Origin of the sequence: Pseudophaeobacter sp. 1A09344, assembly GCF_041008745.1 — a bacterium.
GTDB lineage: Bacteria > Pseudomonadota > Alphaproteobacteria > Rhodobacterales > Rhodobacteraceae > Phycobacter > Phycobacter gallaeciensis_A.
Genome location: NZ_JAXGFS010000010.1, coordinates 94986 through 119688 on the forward strand (window position 1 = coordinate 94986; position 24703 = coordinate 119688).

Annotated in this window: 26 protein-coding genes; 12 read left to right on the forward strand and 14 right to left on the reverse strand. The window is 61.3% G+C overall.

The annotated features are described in order from the left end of the window. Positions 1-31: 31 nt before the first annotated feature. Positions 32-1990 (reverse strand): DNA topoisomerase IV subunit B, encoded by a 1959-nt coding sequence (gene parE, locus SM765_RS17070; protein WP_274828385.1) that lies wholly within the window; start codon positions 1988-1990, stop codon positions 32-34. Between the two features lie 146 nt (positions 1991-2136). Here parE and SM765_RS17075 point away from each other — a divergent pair, with 146 nt between their 5' ends. Both SM765_RS17075 and SM765_RS17080 read left to right on the forward strand, forming a co-directional pair. Continuing rightward, on the forward strand, positions 2137-3552 hold the full coding sequence (locus SM765_RS17075) for a pyridoxal phosphate-dependent decarboxylase family protein (protein ID WP_274838487.1): 1416 nt from the start codon (positions 2137-2139) through the stop codon (positions 3550-3552). Positions 3553-3628: 76 nt separating this feature from the next. Further along, positions 3629-4237, forward strand: a complete 609-nt coding sequence (locus SM765_RS17080; protein ID WP_274838488.1) for a carboxymuconolactone decarboxylase family protein — start codon at positions 3629-3631, stop codon at positions 4235-4237. A gap of 46 nt (positions 4238-4283) precedes the next feature. Here the strand turns inward: SM765_RS17080 and SM765_RS17085 are convergent, their stop codons facing one another. Then, the gene (locus tag SM765_RS17085; RefSeq protein ID WP_274838489.1) at positions 4284-5162 is read right to left on the reverse strand and encodes an alpha/beta fold hydrolase; all 879 of its coding nucleotides are present in this window, start codon (positions 5160-5162) and stop codon (positions 4284-4286) included. Between the two features lie 165 nt (positions 5163-5327). On the opposite strand from SM765_RS17085, the gene ppk2 reads away from it, so the two are divergent. From ppk2 to SM765_RS17100, 3 genes are all read left to right on the forward strand, one after another. Further along, complete coding sequence (gene ppk2 / locus SM765_RS17090) at positions 5328-6266, forward strand: polyphosphate kinase 2 (RefSeq protein WP_274828388.1); 939 nt, start codon at positions 5328-5330, stop codon at positions 6264-6266. A 73-nt stretch (positions 6267-6339) separates the two neighbouring features. Continuing rightward, entirely contained in the window at positions 6340-6993 is a 654-nt protein-coding gene (locus SM765_RS17095) for a DUF1007 family protein (protein ID WP_274828389.1), read from the forward strand. A 1-nt stretch (position 6994) separates the two neighbouring features. After that, the gene (locus SM765_RS17100) at positions 6995-7951 is read left to right on the forward strand and encodes a nickel/cobalt transporter (RefSeq protein WP_274838490.1); all 957 of its coding nucleotides are present in this window, start codon (positions 6995-6997) and stop codon (positions 7949-7951) included. Positions 7952-8015: 64 nt separating this feature from the next. On the opposite strand, the gene SM765_RS17105 is transcribed toward SM765_RS17100, so the two are convergent. Continuing rightward, a complete protein-coding gene (locus SM765_RS17105) occupies positions 8016-9308 on the reverse strand; it encodes an alpha/beta hydrolase family protein (RefSeq protein WP_274838491.1) in 1293 nt (430 codons plus the stop codon). A 204-nt stretch (positions 9309-9512) separates the two neighbouring features. Between SM765_RS17105 and SM765_RS17110 the strand changes: the two genes are divergently transcribed. Continuing rightward, on the forward strand, positions 9513-10865 hold the full coding sequence (locus SM765_RS17110; RefSeq protein ID WP_274838492.1) for an MATE family efflux transporter: 1353 nt from the start codon (positions 9513-9515) through the stop codon (positions 10863-10865). Positions 10866-10896: 31 nt separating this feature from the next. Here SM765_RS17110 and SM765_RS17115 read toward each other — a convergent pair whose 3' ends face one another. Then, positions 10897-11307: a hypothetical protein gene (locus tag SM765_RS17115; protein WP_065270725.1), complete on the reverse strand. Its 411-nt coding sequence runs from the start codon at positions 11305-11307 to the stop codon at positions 10897-10899. A gap of 16 nt (positions 11308-11323) precedes the next feature. Then, a complete protein-coding gene (locus SM765_RS17120; RefSeq protein ID WP_274828392.1) occupies positions 11324-12526 on the reverse strand; it encodes a pyridoxal phosphate-dependent aminotransferase in 1203 nt (400 codons plus the stop codon). Between the two features lie 100 nt (positions 12527-12626). Between SM765_RS17120 and SM765_RS17125 the strand changes: the two genes are divergently transcribed. From SM765_RS17125 to SM765_RS17135, 3 genes are all read left to right on the forward strand, one after another. Further along, positions 12627-13025: a helix-turn-helix domain-containing protein gene (locus tag SM765_RS17125; protein WP_274828393.1), complete on the forward strand. Its 399-nt coding sequence runs from the start codon at positions 12627-12629 to the stop codon at positions 13023-13025. A gap of 16 nt (positions 13026-13041) precedes the next feature. After that, complete coding sequence (locus SM765_RS17130; RefSeq protein ID WP_274838493.1) at positions 13042-13314, forward strand: succinate dehydrogenase assembly factor 2; 273 nt, start codon at positions 13042-13044, stop codon at positions 13312-13314. Between the two features lie 78 nt (positions 13315-13392). Further along, the gene (locus tag SM765_RS17135) at positions 13393-13890 is read left to right on the forward strand and encodes a MarR family winged helix-turn-helix transcriptional regulator (protein ID WP_197492335.1); all 498 of its coding nucleotides are present in this window, start codon (positions 13393-13395) and stop codon (positions 13888-13890) included. Positions 13891-14338: 448 nt separating this feature from the next. Here SM765_RS17135 and SM765_RS17140 read toward each other — a convergent pair whose 3' ends face one another. The 3 genes from SM765_RS17140 to SM765_RS17150 all read right to left on the reverse strand — a co-directional run bounded on the left by SM765_RS17140 (position 14339) and on the right by SM765_RS17150 (position 17318). After that, positions 14339-14767, reverse strand: a complete 429-nt coding sequence (locus SM765_RS17140) for a VOC family protein (protein ID WP_065270720.1) — start codon at positions 14765-14767, stop codon at positions 14339-14341. Positions 14768-14839: 72 nt separating this feature from the next. Then, a complete protein-coding gene (locus SM765_RS17145; protein WP_274838494.1) occupies positions 14840-16264 on the reverse strand; it encodes a surface lipoprotein assembly modifier in 1425 nt (474 codons plus the stop codon). Positions 16265-16271: 7 nt separating this feature from the next. Then, positions 16272-17318 (reverse strand): hypothetical protein, encoded by a 1047-nt coding sequence (locus SM765_RS17150; RefSeq protein WP_274828396.1) that lies wholly within the window; start codon positions 17316-17318, stop codon positions 16272-16274. Between the two features lie 248 nt (positions 17319-17566). Between SM765_RS17150 and SM765_RS17155 the strand changes: the two genes are divergently transcribed. Further along, complete coding sequence (locus SM765_RS17155) at positions 17567-18400, forward strand: thymidylate synthase (protein ID WP_274838495.1); 834 nt, start codon at positions 17567-17569, stop codon at positions 18398-18400. Positions 18401-18414: 14 nt separating this feature from the next. Further along, positions 18415-18891 (forward strand): dihydrofolate reductase, encoded by a 477-nt coding sequence (locus SM765_RS17160; protein ID WP_274838496.1) that lies wholly within the window; start codon positions 18415-18417, stop codon positions 18889-18891. A 59-nt stretch (positions 18892-18950) separates the two neighbouring features. Here the strand turns inward: SM765_RS17160 and SM765_RS17165 are convergent, their stop codons facing one another. Continuing rightward, entirely contained in the window at positions 18951-19157 is a 207-nt protein-coding gene (locus SM765_RS17165) for a cold-shock protein (RefSeq protein ID WP_065270715.1), read from the reverse strand. Between the two features lie 220 nt (positions 19158-19377). Here SM765_RS17165 and SM765_RS17170 point away from each other — a divergent pair, with 220 nt between their 5' ends. Further along, entirely contained in the window at positions 19378-19695 is a 318-nt protein-coding gene (locus SM765_RS17170) for an arsenate reductase family protein (protein WP_274828399.1), read from the forward strand. Between the two features lie 70 nt (positions 19696-19765). On the opposite strand, the gene SM765_RS17175 is transcribed toward SM765_RS17170, so the two are convergent. The 5 genes from SM765_RS17175 to thrS all read right to left on the reverse strand — a co-directional run bounded on the left by SM765_RS17175 (position 19766) and on the right by thrS (position 24555). Then, positions 19766-20332 (reverse strand): DoxX family membrane protein, encoded by a 567-nt coding sequence (locus SM765_RS17175; protein WP_274838497.1) that lies wholly within the window; start codon positions 20330-20332, stop codon positions 19766-19768. A 15-nt stretch (positions 20333-20347) separates the two neighbouring features. Then, positions 20348-21100 carry an HvfC/BufC N-terminal domain-containing protein gene (locus SM765_RS17180; RefSeq protein WP_274838498.1) on the reverse strand — a complete coding sequence of 251 codons (753 nt, stop codon included), beginning with the start codon at positions 21098-21100 and terminating at the stop codon, positions 20348-20350. Further along, positions 21097-21984 carry an MNIO family bufferin maturase gene (bufB, locus tag SM765_RS17185; protein ID WP_274838499.1) on the reverse strand — a complete coding sequence of 296 codons (888 nt, stop codon included), beginning with the start codon at positions 21982-21984 and terminating at the stop codon, positions 21097-21099. Before bufB ends, SM765_RS17180 begins: the two co-directional genes overlap by 4 nt. An 86-nt stretch (positions 21985-22070) precedes the next feature. Continuing rightward, a complete protein-coding gene (locus SM765_RS17190; RefSeq protein ID WP_065270710.1) occupies positions 22071-22376 on the reverse strand; it encodes a BufA1 family periplasmic bufferin-type metallophore in 306 nt (101 codons plus the stop codon). Between the two features lie 232 nt (positions 22377-22608). Further along, a complete protein-coding gene (gene thrS / locus SM765_RS17195) occupies positions 22609-24555 on the reverse strand; it encodes a threonine--tRNA ligase (protein ID WP_274838500.1) in 1947 nt (648 codons plus the stop codon). Positions 24556-24703: the final 148 nt, after the last annotated feature.

The window sequence follows — 24703 nt, forward strand, 5'->3', positions numbered from 1 at the left end:
TTCGTTCAAGGGTTGAGTAACTACTTTCTCCTCAAACATCCAGCTCCTCCACGAACTTCGCGTTCTCCTGAATATACTGGAACCGCAGTTCGGGTTTCTTGCCCATCAAACGCTCCACCAGATCGCCGGTCTCGCCCGGTTCGTCCTCGTCAATGGTGACCCGGATCAATTTCCGGGTCTTGGGGTCCATGGTGGTCTCTTTCAGGTCCTTGGCGTCCATTTCACCCAGACCCTTGAAGCGGGAAACATCGATCTTGCCTTTGCCGCCCAGACCCTTTTCCAGCCAGGCGTCGCGCTCTGCCTCATCCAGGCAATAGACCCGTTTCGCGCCTTGGGTCAGACGGAACAGGGGGGGGCAGGCGAGGTAGAGGTGACCGCCGTCGATCAGCGGCCGCATCTGGGTGAAGAAGAAGGTCATCAACAGGGATGCGATATGCGCCCCGTCGACATCCGCATCGGTCATGATGATGATCTTGTCATAGCGCAGATCATCGAGGTTGAACTTGGTGCCAAGCCCGACCCCCAGCGCCTCGCAAAGGTCACTGATCTCCTGGTTCGAGCCGAGTTTGTTCGAGGCCGCGCCCAGAACGTTCAGAATCTTACCCTTAAGCGGCAGTAGCGCCTGATATTCGCGGCTGCGCGCGCCCTTGCCCGAGCCACCGGCCGAGTCGCCCTCCACGATGAAGAGTTCGGTGCCGCGCCGGTCTTTTGACGTGCAATCGGTCAGCTTGCCGGGTAGGCGCAGCTTCTTGGTGGCGCTCTTGCGCTGGGTCTCTTTCTCCTGCTTGCGGCGCAGGCGTTCCTCGGCCCGCAGGATCAGGAAATCGAGGATGGCGCCCGCGGATTTGGTATCGGCGGCCAACCAGTTGTCAAAGTGGTCGCGGACCGAGTTTTCCACCATCTTGCTGGCGCTTTCGGTCGACAGGCGGTCCTTGGTCTGGCCGACGAATGCGGGGTCCGCGATAAAGCAGGAAACCAGTGCGCAGCCCCCGGTCATCAGATCTTCGCGCGAGATTTGCGTGGCCTTCTTGTTGCCGACCAGCTCGCCATAGGCCTTGATGCCTTTCAGGATCGCGGCCCAGAAGCCCGCAACATGGGTGCCGCCTTCGGGGGTGGGGACGGTGTTACAGTAGCTCTGGATGAAGCCGTCGCGGGCAGGCGTCCAGTTGATTGCCCATTCCACATAGCCGGGCTCACCGAATTTCTCGCGGAACTCCACCTTGCCGCCAAAGGGCGCATCGGCATAGGTCGTGGCCTTGCCCAGCACCTCGGAGAGGTAATCCCTGAGCCCGCCGGGGAAGTGGAAGGTTGCCTCGGTCGGGGTTTCACCGTCGTCGATGGCGGATTTCCAGCGGATTTCCACGCCCGAGAACAGGTAGGCCTTGGAGCGCACCAGCGTCATCAGCCGCTTGGGCTTGAAGCGGTGCGAGCCAAAGATCTGCTCATCCGCGTGGAAGGTGACCGATGTGCCGCGCCGGTTGGGGGCGGCGCCGACCTTTTCCACCGGCCCCTGCGGGATCCCGCGGGAGAAGCGCTGTTCGAACAGCTCCTTGTTCTTGGCCACCTGAACGACCATCAGATCAGACAGGGCGTTCACCACCGAGGAGCCAACCCCGTGCAGGCCGCCCGAGGTCTGATAGGCCTTGCCCGAGAATTTGCCGCCCGCGTGCAGGGTACAGAGGATCACCTCAAGCGCGGATTTATCGGGAAACTTGGGGTGCGGGTCGATCGGGATGCCGCGGCCGTTGTCACGGATGGTGACCGAGTAATCGGCGTGCAACTCCACCTCGATCCGGTTGGCATGGCCGGCGACCGCCTCGTCCATCGAGTTGTCGAGGATCTCGGCCACCATATGGTGCAGCGCGCGTTCGTCCGTGCCGCCGATATACATGCCGGGCCGCTGGCGGACGGGTTCAAGCCCCTCCAGAACCTCGATCGAGGAGGCGTCATAGGTTTCGGCGTCAGGCGTGCTCAGGAGATCGTTGGCCATCTGTTTCGGGCTGCTCTTGGTTGCTTTTGGTTAAGGGGCATTATGGCAGGTGTCAGCGCCGCGGGGAAGAGGGCGACGGGGCCTGTGGATAACCCTGCGGCGCTGTGCCATGTAAGGAGGCAAATCGCGCGAGAGAGGGGGCGGGCATGAGCAAGGGTGATGGGCTGGACCCGAAGGACTGGACCGCATTCCGTGCCGAGGCGCACCGGATGCTGGAGGCATCGCTGGACCAGCTGGAACAGGTTCGTGACCGTCCCTGGCAACCGGTTCCCGAAGATCTGCCTGCGCGCTATCGGATCGGGCAGGGCGGTGATCTGGTGGGACGGATCGAGCGGGATGTGTTGCCGCATCATGGCGGCAACGTGCATCCCCGGTTCTGGGGCTGGGTGCAGGGCTCTGGGCTGGCCTCCGATCTGATCGCGGGCATGGCGGGCGCGGTGGTCAACGCCAATGTCGGCGGGCGCGATCATGGCGCCGTCTATATGGAGCGCGCTGTGATCGACTGGACCCGCCGCCGGATGGGGATGCCAGAGGGCGCCAGTGGCGTTCTGACCACGGGCACGTCGCAGGCAACAGTGATTGCCTTTCAGGCCGCGCGGGTGCGTGCCTTGCCCGAGGTGCGGCAGACAGGGCAGGGCGCGGTGCGGCTCACGGCCTATGCAGGCGTCGGGGTGCATAATGCAACGCGCAAGGCGCTGGAACTGATCGGGGTTGGCGCGGAGAACCTGCGGCAGGTGCCACTGGTGGACGGGCAGATGGACCCAGCGGCGCTGGCCGACATGATCGCGGCGGACCGGGAAGCAGGTGCGGTGCCCTTCCTTCTTGTCGGGACTGCTGGCTCTGTGGATCTGGGCCTGTTCGACGATCTCGAATCCCTTGCGGATCTGGCAGTGGATCACGGGCTGTGGCTGCATGTGGACGGGGCCTTTGGCGCCTGGACGCGCATCGCGGCGGAGCCATGGCGCGGCCTGAGCAACGGGATCGGGCGTGCCGACAGTATTGCGCTGGATTTCCATAAATGGATGTATGTGGGCTATGACTGCGGTCTGGTTCTGATCGCGGATGAGGCCGCCCATCGCGCAGCCTTTGCCGCCCGCCCAGCCTATCTGGAAGGCGGTGAACGCGGGTTGGCAGGCGGCGATCCGTGGTTCTGCGACTATGGCATCGATCTGTCACGCGGCAATCGGGGCCTCAAGGTCTGGTGCGCGCTGGAAATGCATGGTGAAGAGGCGCTTGCTGCAGCGATCACCGACAACTGCCGACTTGCGGCTCTGATGGCCGATGAGGTCGAGAAACAGCCGCGCATGGCGCTGGGCGCTGCGGTGGTGTCGAACGTCTGCGTCTTCACCGCGCGGAAGGATCTGCCTGCTGCGGAGCAAACGCGGCTTAATACTGCAATCGCCCAGGACCTGCAGGAAAGCGGCGAAGCGGTATTTTCCACCACACGCATGGGGGACCGGGTCCTGCTGCGCGCCGCGCTGACGAACCACCGCACGCGGGACGAGGATATCACTGCGGCCATTGCCGCGGTGGCGCGCCGGGCAGAACTGTCCGATTTGTGATCACTTCGTTTCGGCTTTACCTCTTTCCCCGGCGCTGCGGTTGGTTAAGCTGCCGCAAAGCAAGAGGAGAGTGCATATGGCGTGGATCAGAACCGTCCCCTTTGACGAGGCCACCGGGAAGCTGAAGAAACTTTACGACCGGGTGACCGGGCCGGGCGGTAATGTCGATAACATCATGATGGTGCACAGCCTGCGCCCGCATTCGATGGAAGGGCATATGGCGATCTACAAGAACGTCCTGCACCACACCGGCAACACCATTCCCAAGTGGTTCTTGGAGGTGCTTGGCGTCTGGATTTCTTCTCTGAATGACTGCGCCTATTGCGTCGAGCATCACTTTGCCGGGTTGCAGCGCCTGTTGCAGGACGAAGAACGCGGTCTGGCTATCCGGGCTGCGATCGAGGCGCGCGATCCCGAGGCGGCACCGCTGGAGCCTGCGCAGAAGGTTGCGATGGGCTATGCGCGCAAGCTGACCGAGGCGCCTGCGAGTGTTGAGCAATCCGACATTCAGGCGATGCGCAATGCCGGGTTTGACGATGGGGAGATCCTCGAAATCAATCAGGTCACAGCCTATTTTTCCTACGCCAACCGGACCGTTCTGGGGCTTGGCTGCTCGACCGATGGCGATGTGCTGGGCCTCAGCCCCAACAATTCGGAAGATCCGAACGACTGGGGGCACAAGTAAGCCGCGACGAGACGCAAGACAGATGCGCCTGCGATCCAGTCCCGCGTCAGACGCTCTGCTCTGACCATGTCAGGATCGCATGGCTCATCTCATCGGGTCTTTGATGGTGCAGCCAGTGATCGCAGCCCCCCAGGGTGATGCGTGTCAGGTTGGGGGCGAACTCCTCAAGCCCCTCGGTCGCTTCGGGCAAAAGGGCGCTGTCATCCGCGCCCCAGATCAGCAGATGCGGCTGGGGAACCTGCAATCGGTTCAGCGGCAGGTCCGGCATTGGGGTCGGGCTGCCGGGCTGGGCCAGTTGCAAGGGCGAGGCTCGGTACCAGTTCACCATGCCGCGAAGGCGTCCGGGGCGGGACCATTCCACATTGTAGGCCTCCAGCCGTTCACCGCTGAGCCAGCTCATATCCATCGGGGCACCAAACAGGGCCAGTAGCTTTTCGAAATCATTGGCCATTAGATCTGCCTCCGATCCGTCGCGCCGCAGGTCCGCGATGTATTGCGAGGCGGCGGCCTGTGGTCCACCGGTAGCCAGCGCCCGCTGGAAGGGCACCGGGTGCACACCATTGGCGATGATCAGCCGCGACACCAGATTGGGTCGGAACATCGCCAGACCATAGGCCACTGCTGCACCCCAGTCGTGTCCCAGCACGGTGACCGGGGCGCCGGTCGTAGGGATCAGATCCGCCATGTCTGTGACCAGTCTGGAAGTGGTATAGTCGCCTACGTCCTGCGGCGCCCAGCTTTGGCCATATCCGCGCTGATCCGGTGCGATGCAGTGAAACCTGTGGCACAGGCGTTCGGCTAGTTCCTGCCAGGCGCCGCCATATTCGGGAAACCCATGCAGCATCAGCAAGGGCGGCAGGGCAGGGTCGCCCCAGCGGCGAACGAAAAAGGCTTTGCCGTTCAGTGTCTCGAAACCTGCCTGCATGCTGAAATCCTCCGCGCTATCAAGAACAGGCTGATGACAGACCGCACGGGGCGCAACGATTTCGTCACGTGACACCCAATTTGCGCCCGTCCTTTGATACAGGTCAGCGCGCTCGCGCAGCAAAGCCGGTAAGCTGGCGGCAAATGTGATTGTAAGGAGTTCCATATGTCCACACCCCCCGCACAGCCAGTTCCCGCAGGGCCAGCCGCCGCGAACACCAGCACCCCCCAGCCAGGCGCTACGCCGCGCCCGCCCGCGCCTGAGGAAATCCGCCGCGCCTTTGAAAGCGGCAAGTACCCCTATGCCCGCAAAATGGCCCGCAAAGCCTATGAAGAAGAGAAGGCAAAGCTGCAGGCGGAGCTTCTCAAGGTGCAGCACTGGGCGCTGGAGACCGGGGAAAAGTTCGTCATGCTATTCGAAGGGCGTGATGCGGCGGGCAAGGGCGGCACGATCAAACGTTTTACCGAGCACCTGAACCCCCGCCATGCACGCGTCGTGGCGCTGAACAAGCCGACCGACGAAGAGCGCGGGCAATGGTATTTCCAACGCTACCTGCAACACCTGCCCACCAGCGGCGAGATCGTGCTTTATGACCGCTCTTGGTACAATCGCGCCGGGGTCGAGCGGGTGATGGGCTTTTGCGAGCCGAGCGAATATCTGGAGTTCATGCGCCAAACACCGGATCTGGAACAGATGCTGGTGCGCTCGGGTATCCGACTTTACAAATACTGGTTCTCGGTGACGCAGGACGAACAGCTGCGCCGGTTCAAATCGCGCGAGACTGATCCGCTGAAACAGTGGAAGCTGTCACCGATCGACAAGGCCTCGCTGGACAAATGGGATGACTATACCGAGGCGAAAGAGGCGATGTTCTTTTACACCGACACCGCAGATGCGCCGTGGACGGTGGTGAAATCCAACTGCAAGAAACGGGCGCGGCTGAACTGCATGCGCCATTTCCTCAGCACGCTGGATTATCCTGGAAAGGACCCTGAAATCGCTACGGCGCCGGATCCGCTGATCATCGGTCAGGCACATCATGTGATCCACCGCTCGGACCATATTCTAGGGAAGGCGCTGCACCCCAATTCCCGGCTGCGCTGACCTTTGCCGATCCACCTTGGCGCGGCGGGATGCCGTCTTGTTGGGGGCGGGGCTTGCGGCTAAACCAAAGGACATGAAAACGCTGCAAAAACGCCTTGCAGGGCCGGTCTTTGCCACCTGCGCCGCTCTTGCGCCTGCTGCTGTGCAGGCGCATCCGCATATCTTTGTGGATACCGGTTTGGCGGTGCAGATTGGCGCGGGCGGAGCGCTTGAGGCGGTCGAGGTCACCTGGGCCTATGATGAATTCTATTCGCTGCTGATTTTCGAGGATCTGGGGCTGGACCCGGATGCGGACGGGGTCCTGACCGACGATGAACTGACGCGCCTCAAAGGCTTTGATCTCAATTGGAGCGCAGACTACGACGGGGACACCTACCTGACCCGGAACGAAGCGCCGCTGGCCCTGATGGCGCCTGAACACCTGTCGACCGAAGTGGTGGACGGGCGGATCACTACCCGCCACCGGCGCGGGCTGAAGGCGCCGGTCCCGGCGGAGGCCGTTGTGATCCGGGCCTATGATCCCACTTACTACACGGCCTATACGGTCAACCAGGGCGTGTCGGTCGGGGCAGGGTGCCGGGCCGAAATAACCGAACCGGATCTCGACCGTGCCTACACGCTGGTCGAAGAGCTGCTGTATGCCATGCCTGCTGATCAGGCCGAGGCCGCCTATCCGGAGGTCGGAGAGGCCTTTGCCGATACAGTGCAGCTGATCTGCGGGGACTGAGATGCGGGTCCTTACGGCACTCGCCGCACTCGCGGTCCTTGTCATTGCGATCTGGCTTTGGGGATTTGGCGGGGCGCAGGATGTAGCGCGCTGGGCGGCTTCTGGCCAGCGCGAGGCGCAATCGGCGCTGGCGCGGGGCCTGCGGGCGCTGAAGGCCGGTCAACCGGGTGCGCTGATCTCGCTTTTGTCACTCTGTTTCGCTTACGGGTTCTTTCACGCAGCAGGGCCGGGGCACGGGAAGCTGGTGATCGGCGGCTATGGTATGGACCGCTCGGTGGCCATGGGGCGGTTGGCTGCGCTGGCGGTGGCCTCCTCGCTGGCGCAGGCGGCGACGGCGGTTGTGCTGGTCGTAGGCGGCCTGACCGTGATGGACTGGGGCCGGGAGCGCATGACCAGCATCGCAGAGGAGGTCCTGGCGCCGCTGTCCTATGGTCTGATCGCGCTGGTCGGCGTGTACCTGTTCCAGCGCGGGACGCGCCGCCTGCTACGCGCGCGGCAAAATCCTTCTGCTGCGAAGGTGGATGGGCTGGCCGCGGCCTGTGACCATGGCCATATGCACAGCCACGACCATGATCACGATCATTCAGCAGATGCCTGCCCAAGCTGCGGTCACCGGCATGGCCCGACGTTGGAAGAGGCGGCACAGGTTCATGGGCTGCGCGATGCGCTGGCGATTATCGGCGCGGTGGCGCTGCGTCCCTGTACCGGCGCGGTGTTCCTTCTCTTGGTGACATGGCGCATGGATGTGCTGCCCGCCGGGATCGCCGGGGCCTTCGCCATGGGGCTGGGCACGGCCAGTGTGACTGTGGCGGTGGCTATTGCCTCGGTCAGCCTGCGACAGGGCGCACTGGACCGGATGCAGGGGCGCGGCGCGCTGGCTCTGGCGGCGGGGCTTGAATTGCTGGCCGGAGGGGTAATCGCGCTTCTGGCAGTTCAGATCATGTTGCGGGCGATCTGATCTGTCGTTCTGATCAGCCCCGCCAGCCGGTTGCTCCGGCAGCGGGGCTTGGCTGTCTAAGTGACTATTCGCCCTTTGGCAGGGTTTCAAAGGTCAGCCCCTGCGCGGTGCGCGGCGCAAAGCCTTTCCAATAGGTATGACCGGGGCCTTCCTTGCCCGCATCGTCCGTGTCGACGACGCCATCCGCCGCGCGCGGGATCAGCTCCAGATACGCGGCTTTGTCCTCGGCGCCTTTCAAGTGCAGATCCATGAAGGCCGTGGCGAAATGCTGTGCGATATTGTTCATCCGGTTGGTGTCCCAGACCGCATCCGCATAGTGTTCAAACGGCACGAAATCGAGCGTTTCCACCGGTTGCCAGCTTTCGATCGGGGCGGGCATCGGGGCGGCGGCATTGTGGTTGGCTGCCTCAAAGGTCAGAAGATGCCGGTCGGTGTTGAGCATGCCTTCGAAGATCTGCCGCATGGCGGGGTATTTCGACACATCATCGGCGCTGCCTGCCATCATCATCACTGGCTTTTCCACGCCTGCTAGCCCAGTGGCATCCCAGAACCCGGTGTTCATGCCCCAGGGACCGATGGAGATCACCGCCTTGACCCGCTCGTCCACCAGCGCCTTGTGGCTGTCCGATCCGGCTAGATGGCGCGACAGCAGCCCGGCGGGCGTGCCCCAGCTGTATTCGGTCGAGGCTTGGGTGACGCCCGCCCCGGCAAAGATCAGGGCGCCATAGCCCCCCATGGAATAGCCGATCACCCCAGTCTGCGAGACATCGGTGATGGCGCCCAGCGGTCCATCAAGCGCGGCCATCTGATCGATAACGAACCTCTGGTCGATGGGGCGGTTCAGCAGGGTCGAGCCAAAGGCCGCCTGATCGGAGTAAGTGCTGTCGGTATGGTCTATGGAGACGGTCACATAGCCTTTGGAGGCCAGGTTTTCGCCCAGATGCGACAGCAGGAAGCGGTTGCCGGGATAGCCGTGAGAGATCACCACCAGTGGATAGCGGGCGCCGGTTGCTGGCTCTGCCGCGCGGGCTGCACGGCCCTGCAACGTGACTTCGGTCGCACCATCACGCAGGACGGTGCGATAGCTGCCGCCAGGTTCGGTGCCGGGGGCGGCCGGATACCAGACTTCGACCGTCAGAGGGCGGTCATAGATCGGCTGACTGTCGGCCGATGTATTGAGGATGTCGTGTTGTCCAGGGTGGGTGAAGGTCAGCGTCTGTACCCCGATCGGATGGGGTCCAAAGGCCGCCAGTTCGGGCGCATCGGGGCGGATCCGGTCAATCCGGTTTTCGGCCACTGCCGCCGTGCCCGCAGCCAGTCCCGCCGCAAGTCCGATCGCTGCAATTTGTTCGCGCATAATGCTCTCCTGTTGAAACCAATAGTCCCACGGTAGCCCGTGACCCCATCATGTGTAGCGAATGTTCTGCAAATCCCGCGTGACACCGCGTCATTCCGCTCTGGTCTCGGCAATATGGGAACGCATGCAGGAACGTTTCAAAGTGAGACGCAACCTCTTGCCAGAGGCGGCGGGCGGCCCTAATGCGAGAGCATGGAAACTGTGATGACATATCGTGCACACGCCCGGGCCGTGGCGGTTCTGGGCCTGCCCCTGATCGGCGGCCATGTGGCCCAGTTCGCGATCAACATGACCGATACCATCATGCTGGGTTGGTATGGCGTCGATGAACTGGCGGCGGTGACGCTGGCCGGATCCTGTTTCTTTGTCTTTTTCATGCTGGGGGCCGGCTTTGCCTTTGCCGTGATGCCGCTGGTGGCGGCCGCAGCAGGCGCTGGGGAAGAGCGCCAGATCCGACGCTCCACCCGCATGGGGCTGTGGCTGTCGCTGGCCTACGGCGTTCTGGCGATGCCGGTGCTGTGGTATTCCGAGCCGCTGTTGTTGATGCTGGGGCAGAAACCGGGGGTTGCGGCGGATGCCTCGGCCTATCTGCGTATTGCAGGCTGGGGGCTGTTCCCGGCGCTCCTGGTGATGGTGCTGAAATCCTATCTGGCGGCGCTGGAGCGCACGCAGGTCGTGCTTTGGGTTACGGTGTTGGCGGCTCTCGTCAATGCCGTGGTGAACTACGCGCTGATCTTTGGCCACTGGGGCGCGCCAGAGCTGGGCATTACGGGTGCGGCGATTGCCTCGGTGCTGACGCAGCTTGTGTCGCTGGTGGCAGTGCTTGCATATGCGCTGAAGGCGTTGGCCGAGCACGAGCTGATGCGTAATTTTCACCGCCCCGACTGGGAGATGTTGCGCGAGGTCTTCCGCCTTGGCGTGCCGATCGGGCTGACCAATCTCAGCGAGATCAGCCTGTTCACCGCCTCTGCGATGATGATGGGCTGGCTGGGCACGGCCACCTTGGCGGCGCATGGGATTGCGATCACGCTGTCGGGCCTCACCTTCATGGTGCACCTCGGTCTCAGCAATGCGGCGACGATCCGGTCCGGTAACGCCTATGGGCGCCGCGACTGGCCACATATGGCGCGTGGGGCGAAGGTGGTCATCGCCCTGTCGCTGGCCATGTCGGTTGCAACGATCGTGCTGTTCCTGACCGCGCCGGATCCGCTGATTTCGCTGTTTCTGGGCACCGAGGATCCGGACAAGCCGCAAATCCTGCTTATCGGGACCGGGCTGTTGGCCGCGGCGGCGCTGTTTCAGCTGATGGACGGCATGCAGGTGGTGGTTCTGGGGCTGCTGCGCGGGGTGCAGGACACCGGCGTTCCGATGGTGATTGCTGCGCTCAGTTATTGGGTGGTCGGCATCCCGGCCTCCTACCTGTTCGGCTTTACCTTCGGTTGGGGCGGTGTCGGGGTCTGGTACGGGCTGGCGCTGGGGCTCAGCTGTGCCGGGTTCTTCCTGCTGATCCGGTTCTGGCGTCAGGCCGCCCATAGGGTACCTGCCGCCGCGATCTGATCAGGGTCACGGGAAATGGAGACGGGCCGGTTTAGTCCTTGCGAGATTTCATCAGCTGGTCGGCCTTCTTGCGCACCAGAACCGAGCGCAGGTCGTGCATCGCCATTAACAATGCATCCGAGACTTCATCCAGCTGTTCGTCGGTGGCCTTGCTTTGCACCCAATGGGCGGTGAGGTTCAAATGGTCCACCGCCCGGTGGATGTCATCAATGTCCCGCCGCGCCAGCGTGGCGATGCGGTCTGCCATCCAGGTCTCGATCGCCTCCATGTCGCGGGCGGAAAGCTGGCGGTCCCCATGCGGGCGGATCTCGCCGTTGCGGGTGTTCACAACGGCGATCTGATCCATGTCGATCCGGCGCTGGCGGTTCTCCGTATCCACACGGAACACGAAGGCCCCGTTTTCGCGGACACGGAAGTAATACTCGGGCAGCGCAGCGGACATAGGCGGTTTCTCCGGTTCAGCTGAGGGTGTCGCAGAAGCTTTTGATGCGGCGGCAGGCCTCTACCAACGCTTCGTCCGAGGTGGCGTAGCTGATTCGGAAATTCGGGGACAGACCGAATGCCGCGCCAAAGACCACGGCCACATCCTGCTCTTCCAGGAGCGCGGTGGCGAAGGCTTCGTCATCGCTGATGACGGTGCCCTTGGGCGTGGTCTTGCCAATCAGTCCGGCGATGGAGGGGTAGACGTAGAAGGCGCCTTCGGGCGTTGGGCAGGTGATCCCGTCGATATCATTCAGCGCAGCCACCACCAGATCGCGGCGGCGTTTGAAGGCGACGTTGTTCTCGGCAATGAAATCCTGCGGTCCGTTCAGCGCCTCGACTGCGGCCCATTGACTGATCGAGCAGGGGTTCGAGGTCGATTGCGACTGCACCTTGCGCATGGCGGCGATCAGATGTTCGGGACCTGCGGCATAACCGATGCGCCAGCCGGTCATGGCATAAGCCTTGGACACGCCGTTGCAGGTGAGGGTCCGCTCGTAAAGGCCCGGCTCCACCTCGGCAGGGGTGCAGAATTCGAACCCGTCAAAGACCAGGTGTTCATACATGTCATCGGTCATCACCCAAACATGCGGATGGCGCATCAGGACGTCGGTCAACGCCTTCAGCTCGGCCCGGTTATAGCCCGCACCGCTGGGGTTGGAGGGCGAGTTGAAGATGAACCACTTGGTCTTCGGGGTGATTGCGGCTTCCAGCTGCTCGGGTGTCAGTTTGAAATCGCTTTCCAGCGAGGCTTCGACCGGGACCGGGGTTCCGCCAGCCAGTAGCACCATGTCGGGATAGCTGACCCAATAGGGGGCTGGAATGATCACCTCGTCGCCCGGGTTCAGCGTTGCCATCAGCGCATTATAAAGCGTCTGTTTGCCGCCAGTGCCGACCGAGACCTGTTTCGGGGTATAATCCAGCCCGTGATCGCGCTTCATCTTTGCACAGATCGCCTGTTTCAGCTCGGGAATGCCGTCGGGGGCGGTGTATTTCGTCTTGCCCGCCGCGATGGCGGCGACGGCAGCGTCCTTGATGTTCTGGGGCGTGTCGAAATCCGGCTCACCGGCGCTCAGACCGATCACATCGCGCCCCTGGGCCTTCAGCTCGGCGGCAAGGGTGCTGATGGCGATCGAGGGTGACGGTTTTACGCGAGAAAGTGTTGCTGACAGAAAAGACATGGCGGAGTGGCCCCGGTTTGTATGTTGCTGTTAACTGTCATAGGGTGCGGCCAAATCGCGATCAAGCGGCATTGGCGCGTTCATTTAAGGGAGAGCCAAAATGGCCAACGATACAACAGACTGGTTCGGACCGGAGGCCGCGACGTTCGGCGACCGCGTGGCAGCTGCAAGAGAGGCGGCAGGCATGACCCAGGGCCAGCTGTCGCGGCGTCTGGGCGTCAAGAAAAGCACCCTGTCGGGCTGGGAACAGGACCTGTCCGAGCCGCGCGCCAATAAACTGTCGATGATGTCCGGCTTGCTGAACGTGTCGATGACTTGGCTGCTGACGGGCGAAGGCGACGGCATGCCCGAGCCGGGCGAGCTGGAACTGGAAGCTGGCGATTTCTCTTCCGTGCTGAGCGAGCTGCGCGAGTTGCGCGCCGAGCTGCGCGCCGGTTCAGACCGCGCTGCGCGTCTGGAAAAGAAACTGCGGAACCTGCTACAAAACGCAGCACAATAAAACGAGAGCGACTCACATGAGCGGACAGACCCCTGGGGCAGAAACACGCGAAAACCGGCTGAAGCGTTTGCAGATGCGGTCGATGCGGCGTGGAATCAAAGAGATGGATATTCTTCTGTCCGCTTATGCTGAGGCCAACCTCGCGGCCATGTCAGAGGCGGATCTCGACCTCTATGACCGGCTGCTTCATGAAAATGATCAGGATTTATATCAATGGGTTACGGGGCAGGTCCCGGCGCCCGAAGCGTTTTCTGAGCTGGTTCAACACATTGCGCAAACCTATCAATAATCATAAAAATTCAGCTTAACTGATTTTTCGGAAATTGTAGGCATTCTGTCTCTCAGCAAATTCGAGTCGGAGATGCGAATGAGTATGGAATTGCCAATTGGCCAGCAGGACCGAAAAGGGTTCATGACTGGCTACCTTGAAGCACTGGCGCTGGTAGAACGTCTGCACCGGTTGTTGCTGGATGTGATCAAGGATGAATTTGAACGCGTAGGCGTTCTGGAAATCAACGCCGTCCAGGCGCTATTACTGTTCAACATCGGCGACAATGAAGTCACCGCTGGCGAACTTAAGACGCGTGGCTACTATCAAGGTAGCAACGTCAGCTACAACCTGAAAAAGCTGGTCGACATGGGATACATGCATCACCAGCGTTGCGAAATCGACCGCCGGTCGGTGCGTGTGCGTCTGACGCCGCGTGGCCGGGAAATCCGCGATATCGTGGCTGGGCTGTTCTCGCGTCACGCAGAAGGCCTGGAAGGCAAAGGTGTCATCAGCGGAGAGGGTATTGCAGACATTACCGCCTCGCTGAAACGTGTGGAGCGCTACTGGTCTGACCAGATCCGCTACATCTACTGATTTGGTGCTGGACCGTTTGGTCCAAAGCCGCTGCCATGCAGCCAGAAAGGCTGCTCGATCTACCTGTTAAGAAGACCCTAGTACGGCTGTAAAACGCAGCCAAAACCCCGACTTGAAGAATTCAAGAGTGAACCGTTTGCGACCTACAGGAGCTCAGCCGCGAGGGTGAGTGTCGCACAGGCAAGAATGCCTCAACAGATCAATACATGGCCCCAAAGGGAAACGGTGTTTAGCCAGTAAAGATCAAGGCCCCGACAGACCGAACACGGCAGGGGGCGTATAGAGGTACACGCGCTGCCCGCAGATCACCGCGGCGCTGAGCGACAATAAAGGCGACAAAAACAGAAAAAGGCGGCCCCGGGAACGGGGCCGCCTTTTTCACGTGTTCTGTTCTGGTGTCCTGAACCTGCTCCTGTGCTCTGGCCCAGCAGCCGGAGGGCTGCTGGCTTTACCAGTGCCCGGAGCTTTCCATACTAGCCCAGGGCTCTGCCGGTTCCAGAGCTTCACCGTTCTGCAGCAGCTCGACCGAGATATTGTCGGGGGAACGCACAAAGGCCATGCGCCCGTCGCGCGGCGGGCGGTTGATGGTGACGCCATTGTCCATCAGGTGCTGGCACATCTCGTAAATGTTATCGACGCCATAGGCGAGATGGCCGAAATGGCGGCTGTCGCTGGGCAACCCGTCGTCGCCATCCCAGTTGTAGGTCAGCTCGATCGGGGCATCTTCCTGACCCGGAGGCGCGAGGAAGATGAGAGAGAACCGGCCTTGCTCACTGTCATAGCGGCGCGTCTCTACAAGGCCCAGAAGCTTGTAAAAGGCCATGGATTTCTCAAGGTCCTTAACGCGGACCATAGTGTGCAAATAGGTAAGGGGCATGTGATTTTCCCTGATCTGATCACGTTCGGGCCGACAGTAACCTTCAGGTCCGGAAAGTCGAGGGGGCCAGCGTCAGAAAGCCGACTGAATGCCGAAGTTCACGCCGAAGCGATGCGATTCATAGAGGCCGATATTGCTGTCGAGCTTGGATGCTGAAATGCTGACCGTCGGGTTGAAACCGTAGTAATCAATCTTGTTGAAGGTGAGCGAGACATCTGCCTGGTAGCGGTCATCGTGGCGCCCGTCCGGGCTGTGCGGGGAGACGTCATAATCCCGGACCCGCCCCCAAAGACCAAATTGCGCCGTCGCGCCGAGGATCGGCTTGCCCAGCGTCAGCTGGGTGCGCAGGCCGACCTCCTCAAATTCGTCGGGGGCATAGTTTGACGTTGCCCCGGCCACAGACAGGTTGGTCCAGAGCGTTGCGCCAGAGGGCAGCTTGAAGCTGTAGGAAAGATCTGCGCGCCAGGTGTCCTGGTCGCTGGTCGCGACACCGTCCTGAATTTCATGCGACAGGCGCGCGTTGATCCGGCGGCCGCGGTCCAGCTTGTAGCTTTGCCCGGCAGAAAGGCGCAGGAAGCGGGCGTATTCCTCACCGCCGTACCAGCTTTGCCCCAGATCGGCGGCGACGCGGAATTCGCCCCTACGGTCCAGATTGATACCGCGCAAGCCATAACCCATCTGGTAGGTGGTAAAGGCAAAGTCGTTGCCCTCGGCGCCGGGCGCCTGTGCCTTGGCTTCGGAAGAGAGGGTATAGCTACGCGCATCCAATGAGAAGGCGAGGTCATGAGCCCGGGTTTCGGTTTCGTGAAACCGGTATCGGGAGCGCAGGCCCACTGCGTATTCGATCCCAGAGAGCGCCATCTGGGTGCCGCCCAGTTCAAATTCGACGGGCTGTCCCAGCAGCACCTCTGCCAGTTCGTAATTCAGGAACGAGGACCGCTCGGAGGAGCCGTTGTTGATGTTGGATTCAGGAGAAACCGAAAAGGAAAACCGGTGCAGCCAGGGGGTGCTGGCGCGCAGGTATCGGAAATCGCGCACTGCGCGGCGCTCCAGCTGTTCGTCCGGGGCATGTTCCACGGCGCGGCGCAGCCAGAATTGCGCCATGGTGCGTTGTCCGCCCGAGGAAAGCGCTTGCGCCATGATCAGGGCGGCTGCGTATCGGTCGCTGTCGGTCTCGGCCAGCGACCAGGCTTGTTTGGCTGTTTTTCGTGCGGTGGGATAGTCGCCCAGATCCCGCGCTGCCCGCGATTTGATGAGGAGCGCGGTGCGGTCCTCTGGGTCGCGTGAGATCAGCGCCTCGGCCAGGGCCATGGCCTGTTTCGGATTGCTGACTTTCAGGAGCTGCGTCGCCGCAGCGCGCATTTGATCCGGGGTCAGCACCGTTTCACCCGAAGGCGCAGCCGTGGTCACGGCCCCGAAAGAGGCCGGAACCGTCGCGCAGAGCAGGACCAGTGCAGCCCTGCCCAGACCTTGGCTGAGCGGCTGAACGCGAGGCATCACAGGCTCAGTTATTGTAGACGATGAAGCCACCCGTCTCGCGGACGGAATTTGCAGCTGGGTCAAGCGAGTTTTCCAGCACTACGACGCCGACGATTTCCTCGGCATTGTCGCCCGAGACCACCGCGTAGTAATTGCCGGTTTCATAGGTTTGGGCCGTGCCGTTGGCATCGACATAGGTGCTTTGCAGGGTGCCTATGATTTCGCCGTTGTCATCCAGATTGTTCGGGCCGACATCGAAGACGGCAACCGGAATACTGGACAGGGTCAGGTTATTGTCGACGTTGATCCGGTTGATCACGTCATTGGTGATGTCATTGCCGGCAGTGTCGTAGATGGTCCGGTTGGTCAGGCTGCCCCTCACCGCATCGCCGCGCCCGCCGGTCGCCGGGTTGAAGTCGTCAAAGTCGATAGCGATCTGCACGTCGGCGGTGGTGTACTCCAATCCCGCGGCGCCGTTGTAGTCCCGTAGGCCGGCCAGGGAACCGTTGTACTGGGCCTGTCCGCTGCTGGGCAGGGTGACGGAGTTATCGCGCTGATAGACGAAGCCGCCAAAGCCATAACCGGCATAGGCGCCTGTGCGGACAATGGCGAATTTGCTGTTGCCGGAGGTGCTGACGCCGTAGATCGCCCGGTGGGTGAACTGGTTGATTGGCTCGTTGTCGGTGATGTCGCTGTACTGGGCGTCGGCTTCGTAGACTGCAAAGGGACCAAGGCTGCTGACGGCGGTGCCGCGGGCATAGGTGCCGTCCCCGTCAAAGGCGAGGTTGTCCACCGAGAACGTATCGTTGTTGCTGTCATAGCTGATTTCGGTGGCGTAGCCATTGCCGATATAGGCGTCTTCGGTGCTGGTACCTTCGCGGCGGAAGATGGAGGTGTCGGGGGTCGGGGAGGATGTCCCCGGCGGGCGGCCGTCCCCGTCGATACCGGTATCCGTTCCGGTGTCGGTGCCTGTGTCGCCGCCGTTATCAGTCGTGTCTTCGGTGAACGGATTCCCGTTGCCGCACGCCGATAGCGCAAGCGCCGCAATAAATGCGCCAGTAATCTTATTCATGATGTGCCTGCCTCTGCTCGAACTTCTGGGCGGTTTTTTTCTCACAATTTGCCGCAGCTCCCAAAAAGTCAACGGATTTGCGGGCTGGGGAAAACTTTGTCGGCGGGGCTGGCCTGAATGCCATAGTTCGTCTTTGGGGTGTTGGCAGCAGGCGCTGGGGCGCAAGGCCTTGGCGCGAGCCGGTGCAACGGGTATGACCAAAGGCGAAACAGCCCGGCAACCGGGCGCGGCCGGGGAGGGGACGACCTTTGCAGCAATATCACGACGCCTTGCGCCACATTCTGGAGAATGGCACCCGCAGCAGTGACCGCACCGGGACCGGGACGCTGTCCTGTTTCGGCATGCAGGCGCGCTACTCTTTGGCCGATGGGTTCCCGCTGGTCACCACCAAGAAGCTACACCTGCGCTCGATCATTCACGAGTTGCTGTGGTTCCTCTCCGGGGATACCAACATCGGCTACCTGAAGGAGAACGGGGTGTCGATCTGGGATGAATGGGCGGATGAGAATGGCGATCTGGGACCGGTCTACGGCTATCAGTGGCGCCGGTTCCCGCGTCTGGATCTGGTGCCCGGAACCACGGGGGACGAAGCCCTCTATCGCGCGTGCAGTGTCGATCAGATCGCGGATCTGGTGAAGATGATCGAAACCTCGCCCGACAGCCGCCGCCTGATCGTGTCGGCCTGGAACCCGGGCGATGTGCCGGATATGGCGCTGCCGCCATGCCATACCCTGTGGCAGGTGCGGATCCTGGGCGGTAAGCTGCATCTGCAACTCTATCAGCGCTCGGCGGACATGTTCCTGGGGGTGCCGTTCAATATCGCCTCCTACGCGCTGTTGCAGGCGATGCTGGCGCATGTGACGGGCTATGAGGTGGGCGATTTCATTCACACCATGGGGGATGCGCATATCTATGCAAACCATATGGATCAGGTGCAGGAGCAGCTGTCGCGGACGCCGAAACCCCTGCCGCAGCTGCGGATCAAACGGGACGTGAAATCGATTTTCGACTTCCGCTACGAGGACTTTGAATTCCTGAACTACGATCCCGATCCGGCCATCAAGGCGCCGGTCGCGGTTTAACGGGGGCAGCAGAGATGATTACACTGATCGCGGCCCGCGCCCGAGATGGCGCCATTGGCAAGGACAACACGATACCCTGGCACGCGCCCGAGGATCTGAAGGCGTTTCAGCGTGAAACACTGGGCGGTGCCATCGTGATGGGGCGCCGGACCTGGGACAGCCTGCCGTTCAAGCCGCTGAAAAACCGCCTGAATATCGTGGTGTCATCAGATCCCGCCGCAGCGGATACCGTCTGCGCCTCGATCGGGGAGGCCATCGATATGGCCTATGCACAGGGATACCGGCGCGTCTATGGTATCGGCGGCGCCGGGATCTATGCTGCGATGATGGGGCTGGCTGATCGCCTGCTGATCACCGAAGTCGATGTTGCCGTCGAAGGCGCTGATACGTTCTTCCCCGATTTCAGCGAGGCGGATTGGAACCCCATCGGAACCACCGCCTTACGGGCGGCAGATCCGGCCTGCGCTTTGGTGGAGTACCTCAGACGATAAGATGGCCCGGTGAGGTGTCGCGTGGATCGGCGTGCCTGTGCGCGCCGCCTCACCCCCCGTCAGAGTTCGGTGATTTCGCCGGCCATCTGTCGGCCATCGCGACCTTCAGTCAACTCGTAACCGACTTTCATATTGTCAGAGAGTCCCTTTAATCCGGAACGTTCGACCTGAGAGATGTGAACAAAGACATCCTTGCCGCCTGTGTCGGGTTCGATAAATCCGTAACCCTTTGTGTTATTGAACCATTTCACGGTGCCACTTGGCATGTTCCGTGTCTCCTTCTACCTTATACGCGCCCCGGATATTGCCAAGGCGTTCACAATTGCCTTTCTTCGGCGCCGGACAATGCTGCGTGAGGAGCTATACGGCGTCCGAAAAATGTCTAGGTAAGTCCGACTGTTACATGCGTGAACAAAAAATCAAGACCAGACCTCAAAATCTTCCGTAAATTACGGGAAACGATCCAAAGCGAAAGAGAATGATACGATGCAGCTTTTTGGACTGAAGAACTGTGATACTTGCCGTAAGGCACTGAAACTCTTGCCAGAGGCTACACTGGTGGATGTCAGGGCCGATGGCGTGCCGGATGATGTTCTGGAGCGCGCCTATGCTGAATTTGAAGGCAAACTGGTCAATACGCGCTCAACCACATGGCGGGGGCTCAGCGACGCTGAACGGGAAACCCCGGCGCTTGATCTGCTGCGCGCGCATCCGGCGCTGATGAAACGGCCCCTGATCGAAGATGACGGCAAGCTGTACCTTGGCTGGGACAAGAGCGTTCAGCAGGCGCTTCTGCCCGAATAAGGTAACGAAAAACGCCATCCCCGTTTTTGGCGGGGATGGCGGGAATGACGCGTGACGATTTCGGTTGAGATCAGGCCGGATCGGTCGCAGCGAATTTGCGGCGCAGCACTGCATCAAGCGACAGGGCGCCGGCACCTTTGATCACCAGTACGCTGAGCAGGAATACCCACAGCAGACGTTGATCCAGGATGATGCCGTCCGGGAAGCGGTCGAACCAGGCGCCAAGTGTCTTCGGATCGGTGCCGTTGTGACCGTAGATATCGGTCAGGGACTGCACCACGACAAAGCCAATCATGCCAAGCGCGGCAAGACGGGTGAACAGGCCGAGGATCAGCAGCAGCGGCAGGATGAATTCAGCCCAGGTGCCTGCCATGACAACCAGCCAGTGGAATGCGCCGAGCTGCGACACGTCATAGCCGACGGCTTCGAATTGCTTCGGGAAGATCTGCGCATAGGCGCCCATAGATGGGCTGAACAGGCCCAAAATGCCATCACCCAGCTTGGTGACGCCGGAGACCCAAAAGTACATCAGAAGGGTTGCAGCAAAGACGAAACGGGTGAGGGCAGGCAACAGCCAGCTTCCCGCGGTTTCGATGAGGCCGAAGACCGCGTTGTGGAGCGAAACAACAGAACGCATTGGTTTTCCTTTATGTCATGAGATCATAAGATCGGTCAGCCCGCCGCCCTCTAAGAGCAGGGTCAGCGGTTGGGAGAGGTCAAAATCAGGGCTCGCTTGCAGGGCCGCCTCATAGGCTGCCCCGATGCTTTGACCCTGGATCAGGGCGTCGATCCAATCAGCGCCGCCGGGGTGCAGCGGCTGGGCGATGGGATCGAATTCGGGCCGGGTAATCAGCACGTCCTGCGCCTCGGCCCGGGGTTTGGGGGCGCCGGGCTGCGTGGCGAAACGCCAGATGTCATACAGCGGCCAGTCGGAGCGCAGCAGTTCCACCGCCGGGGCAATTCCCACCTTCAGTGACATCAGCACATCAGGGGACATCCCGGCCAGCGCATCCCGTGCGGCGGGCGTTGTGTCGGCTGCGTGGTAGGAGCGGCGCAGCGCAAGTTCGAGACGGGCCACATCGGGCAAGTAGCCCAGATGGTTCAGCTGCTGCATCCCGGCCAGAAAATCAGGGAAATCGCCGCCGAAATGCATCATCAGGGGCGAGGCGGGCGGGTGCTTGCGAAAGTAAAGCCCGGCCAGCCCGTCCATGTTCTCCTTGCCCAAAAGGCCCGAAATCGCCGGGAACCCTTCGTGCAGGGCTTCTGTCAGAGAGGCTGCCACATTGTTGCGGTAGACCGAAAACCGGCGACCCGCCGGACGGCCAACACCATCTGACAGCCCATCCGGAATCGGGGCATCTGGCGCCAACAAGGCGCTGACAAAACCTGTTTGCGACAGTTTCATCTCGCCACCTGTGTCGGGGCAACTTTCGACAGGGCCTGATCCGCGCGCATTGCTTCGTTCCGCAGAATGGGCCAGTCCGGCACATCTGTATCCCATTCGATCAGAACAGGTTTGGGACCGGATTTGGCCAAGGTGTAGTCGAGCAGAGACCAGACAGGGTCCACAACTTCGCGCCCGTGGCTGTCGATCAGCAGTGGAGCGCCGTGATCGTCTTCATCCTCGTCGTGCCCGCCCAGATGGATTTCGCCAACCTTATCGAGCGCGAAGGCGTCGATATATCCGGTGGGCGAGAACCCGAGATTGGTCGCCGAGACAAAGACGTTGTTGACGTCCAGCAGCAGACCGCAGCCAGTACGGCGGCTGATTTCGGCCAGAAATTCCGGCTCGGACCAGTCGCTTTCGTCAAAGGCGAGATAGCTGGAGGGATTTTCCAGCAGCATGCTGCGGCCGATGGTGGTTTGCAGCTGGTCGATGTGATCACAGATCCGCTCCAGCGTCTCTGTGGTATAGGGCAGAGGGAGCAGATCGTTCAGGAAATGGCTGTCATGGGTGGACCACGCCAGATGCTCAGAGAAGCTCGCCGGGTTCAGCCAGTTCACCAGCTTTTTCAACCGCGCAAGGTGGTCACGATCCAGCGGCGCTTCACCACCAATCGACAGGCCCACGCCGTGCACGGAAATGGCAAACCGTTCGGCCAGATGACGCAGCTGCGCGATAGGGCGTCCGCCGTCGCCCATGTAATTCTCGGCATGGATTTCCAGCCAGCGCACTGGTCCAGGGCCGTGTTCATCCGTCACAGACCGGATCAAGGCGTCAAAATGCTGCGGCTTGTACCCCACGCCGGGGGTCGTCGGCAGTTGGTTGGGAAGTACGGCGTCCAGCATGGCGTGTCCTGCTCGTCTGGTCGTGGCTTGGGGCGGGGCGAAAATGTGAAGGGCGGGCAGGCGCGCGCCCTTCACGAAATCAATTATTATGCGGGCAGGTCGCGTTCCAGCGGCTCAAGCGAGCCTTTGCGCGCGGTGCCGTCTGCCATTTCCGGCAGTTCGATTTCGGCGCAGGTGCCTGCGTCGACCAGGGTCCAGGCGTTGCCCTGATAGTCAACGACCGAGCTGCCCGCGCAGGTGGTGCCGGGGCCGGCGGCGCAATCGTTCTGGCCGGCCAGGGAGATGCCGTAGCACTTTTCCTTGCTCTGCGCAGCGGCAGGCATGGTGGTTGCAGCGGTCAGGGCAGCGGCAACCGCGCTGGCGACGGCGAGGGATTTTGCGTGGTTCGACATATGAAGTCCTCCTCAACGGGTTTTGCGGTATATCGAGTATACCCTTGGGGTACGTGAAAACCCTAACCCAGGTCCGGAGGTCTTTAAATTCACGAGGCTGTGTGTCACGCGGGCGTCAGGAAGTGTGACAGTCTGATAGTGTTTAACCATCTGATTGGGAACGTTAATCAACTATAAAATGAAAACCGGCCCCCGATTGGGAGCCGGTTTTTGATAGCGGTAGCCGCAATTGTTACAGCAGATCCGGCGGCGTGGCCTCAAGGCCCAACGATTTTGTTACATCGGCGAGGGTTTCGACCTTGGTCTGTTTTTCACCGAGGCGCCGCACGGAAACGGTGCGCTCTTCGACCTCGCGGTGGCCGACCGCCAGAATCACCGGCACCTTGCCCAGCGAGTGTTCGCGGACCTTGTAGTTGATCTTCTCGTTGCGGATGTCCGCCTCGGCGCGCACGCCTGCGGCTTTTAGCGTTTCCACGACTTCTGCAACGTAATCATCGGCTTCCGAGGTGATGGAAGCGACAACCACCTGACGCGGCGCCAGCCAGAACGGCAGCTTGCCCGCGTGTTCCTCGATCAGGATGCCGATGAAACGTTCGAAGGAGCCGAGCGTTGCGCGGTGCAGCATGAAGGGACGATGCTTGGCGCCGTCCTGACCCACATAGGTCGCTTCGAGGCGTTCAGGCAGGTTGGGGTCCACCTGAAGCGTACCGCACTGCCAGTTCCGGCCGATGGCATCGGTCAGGGTGAATTCCAACTTGGGACCATAAAAGGCGCCTTCGCCTTCGAGGATTTCGAAATCATAGCCGGCCGCCTTGCAGGCATCGCCAAGCGCCTTTTCCACGAAGTCCCAGCTTTCGTCGCTGCCGATGCGTTTCTCGGGGCGGGTCGACAGTTTGATGGTCCAGTCGTGGAAGCCAAGGTCGGCGTAGATCTTCGACAGGAAGTCGATGAAACGCGCAGTTTCGCTTTCGATCTGATCCTCAGTGCAGAAGATGTGGCCGTCGTCCTGTGTAAAGCCGCGCACCCGCATGATGCCGTGCAGCGCCCCAGAGGGTTCATAGCGCGCACAGGAGCCGAACTCGGCCATGCGCAGCGGCAGATCGCGATAGGATTTCAGACCCTGATTGAATACCTGCACGTGGCAGGGGCAGTTCATCGGCTTCAGCGCGTTTACCGCCTTTTCCCGGGCATGGTCTTCGTCCACTTCGACAATGAACATGTTTTCCTGGTACTTGTCCCAGTGGCCCGAGGCTTCCCACAGTTTGCGGTCGACGACCTGGGGCGTGTTCACCTCGACATAGCCGCCGCGTTCCTGCTGACGGCGCATGTAGTCCTGCAAGGTGGTGTAGACCTTCCAGCCATTGGGGTGCCAGAACACCTGACCGGGGGCCTCTTCCTGCATGTGGAACAGGTCCATTTCACGGCCCAGCTTGCGGTGGTCACGCTTGGCTGCTTCCTCAAGCATGGTGAGGTAGGCTTTCAGCTTTTCCTTGCCGGTGAAGGCAACGCCATAGATCCGCTGCAGCATGGCGCGGTCGCTGTCTCCGCGCCAGTAGGCGCCCGCGATGGACATCAACTTGAAGGCATCGCCCGGCACCTGTCCGGTGTGCTGAAGGTGCGGACCCCGGCACAGATCCTGCCAGTGGCCGTGCCAGTACATGCGCAGCGGCTCGTCGCCGGGAATGGCATCGATCAGCTCGACCTTGTAAGGCTCGTTGTTGGCTTCATAGAATTTCACCGCACGTTCGCGGTCCCAGACCTCGGTGGTCACGGGTTCGCGCTTGTTGATGATTTCCTTCATCTTCTTTTCGATGGCGCCAAGGTCTTCGGGGGTGAAGGGTTCGGCGCGGTCGAAGTCATAGTACCAGCCGTTTTCGATCACCGGGCCGATGGTGACCTTGGTCTCGGGCCAGATTTCCTGCACCGCGCGCGCCATGATATGCGCCAGATCGTGACGGATCAGTTCATTCGCCTGCTCTTCGTCCTTCATGGTGTGCAGGGCAATGGAGGCGTCGGCCTCGATGGGCCATTGCAGATCCCAATGCTTGCCATCGACAGTGGCCGAAATTGCTTTCTTGGCCAGCGAGGTCGAAATATCGGCAGCCACTTCGGCAGGGGTTACGCCTGCGTCAAAGGATCGTGAATTGCCATCGGGAAGGGTGAGAGAGATCTGGGCCATATCGGCTGCTCCTCGTCGGTTTGGCGCCCACTGAACGCCCGGTTGCGGGTTATGGTGTCTGTGCCCCTTTTTGACTGAGGCGCTGGCGCTGTCAACCACTGCGGACTGTCATTGTGCCACCTCTGACAACGGCGAGGAGGTCAGAGCA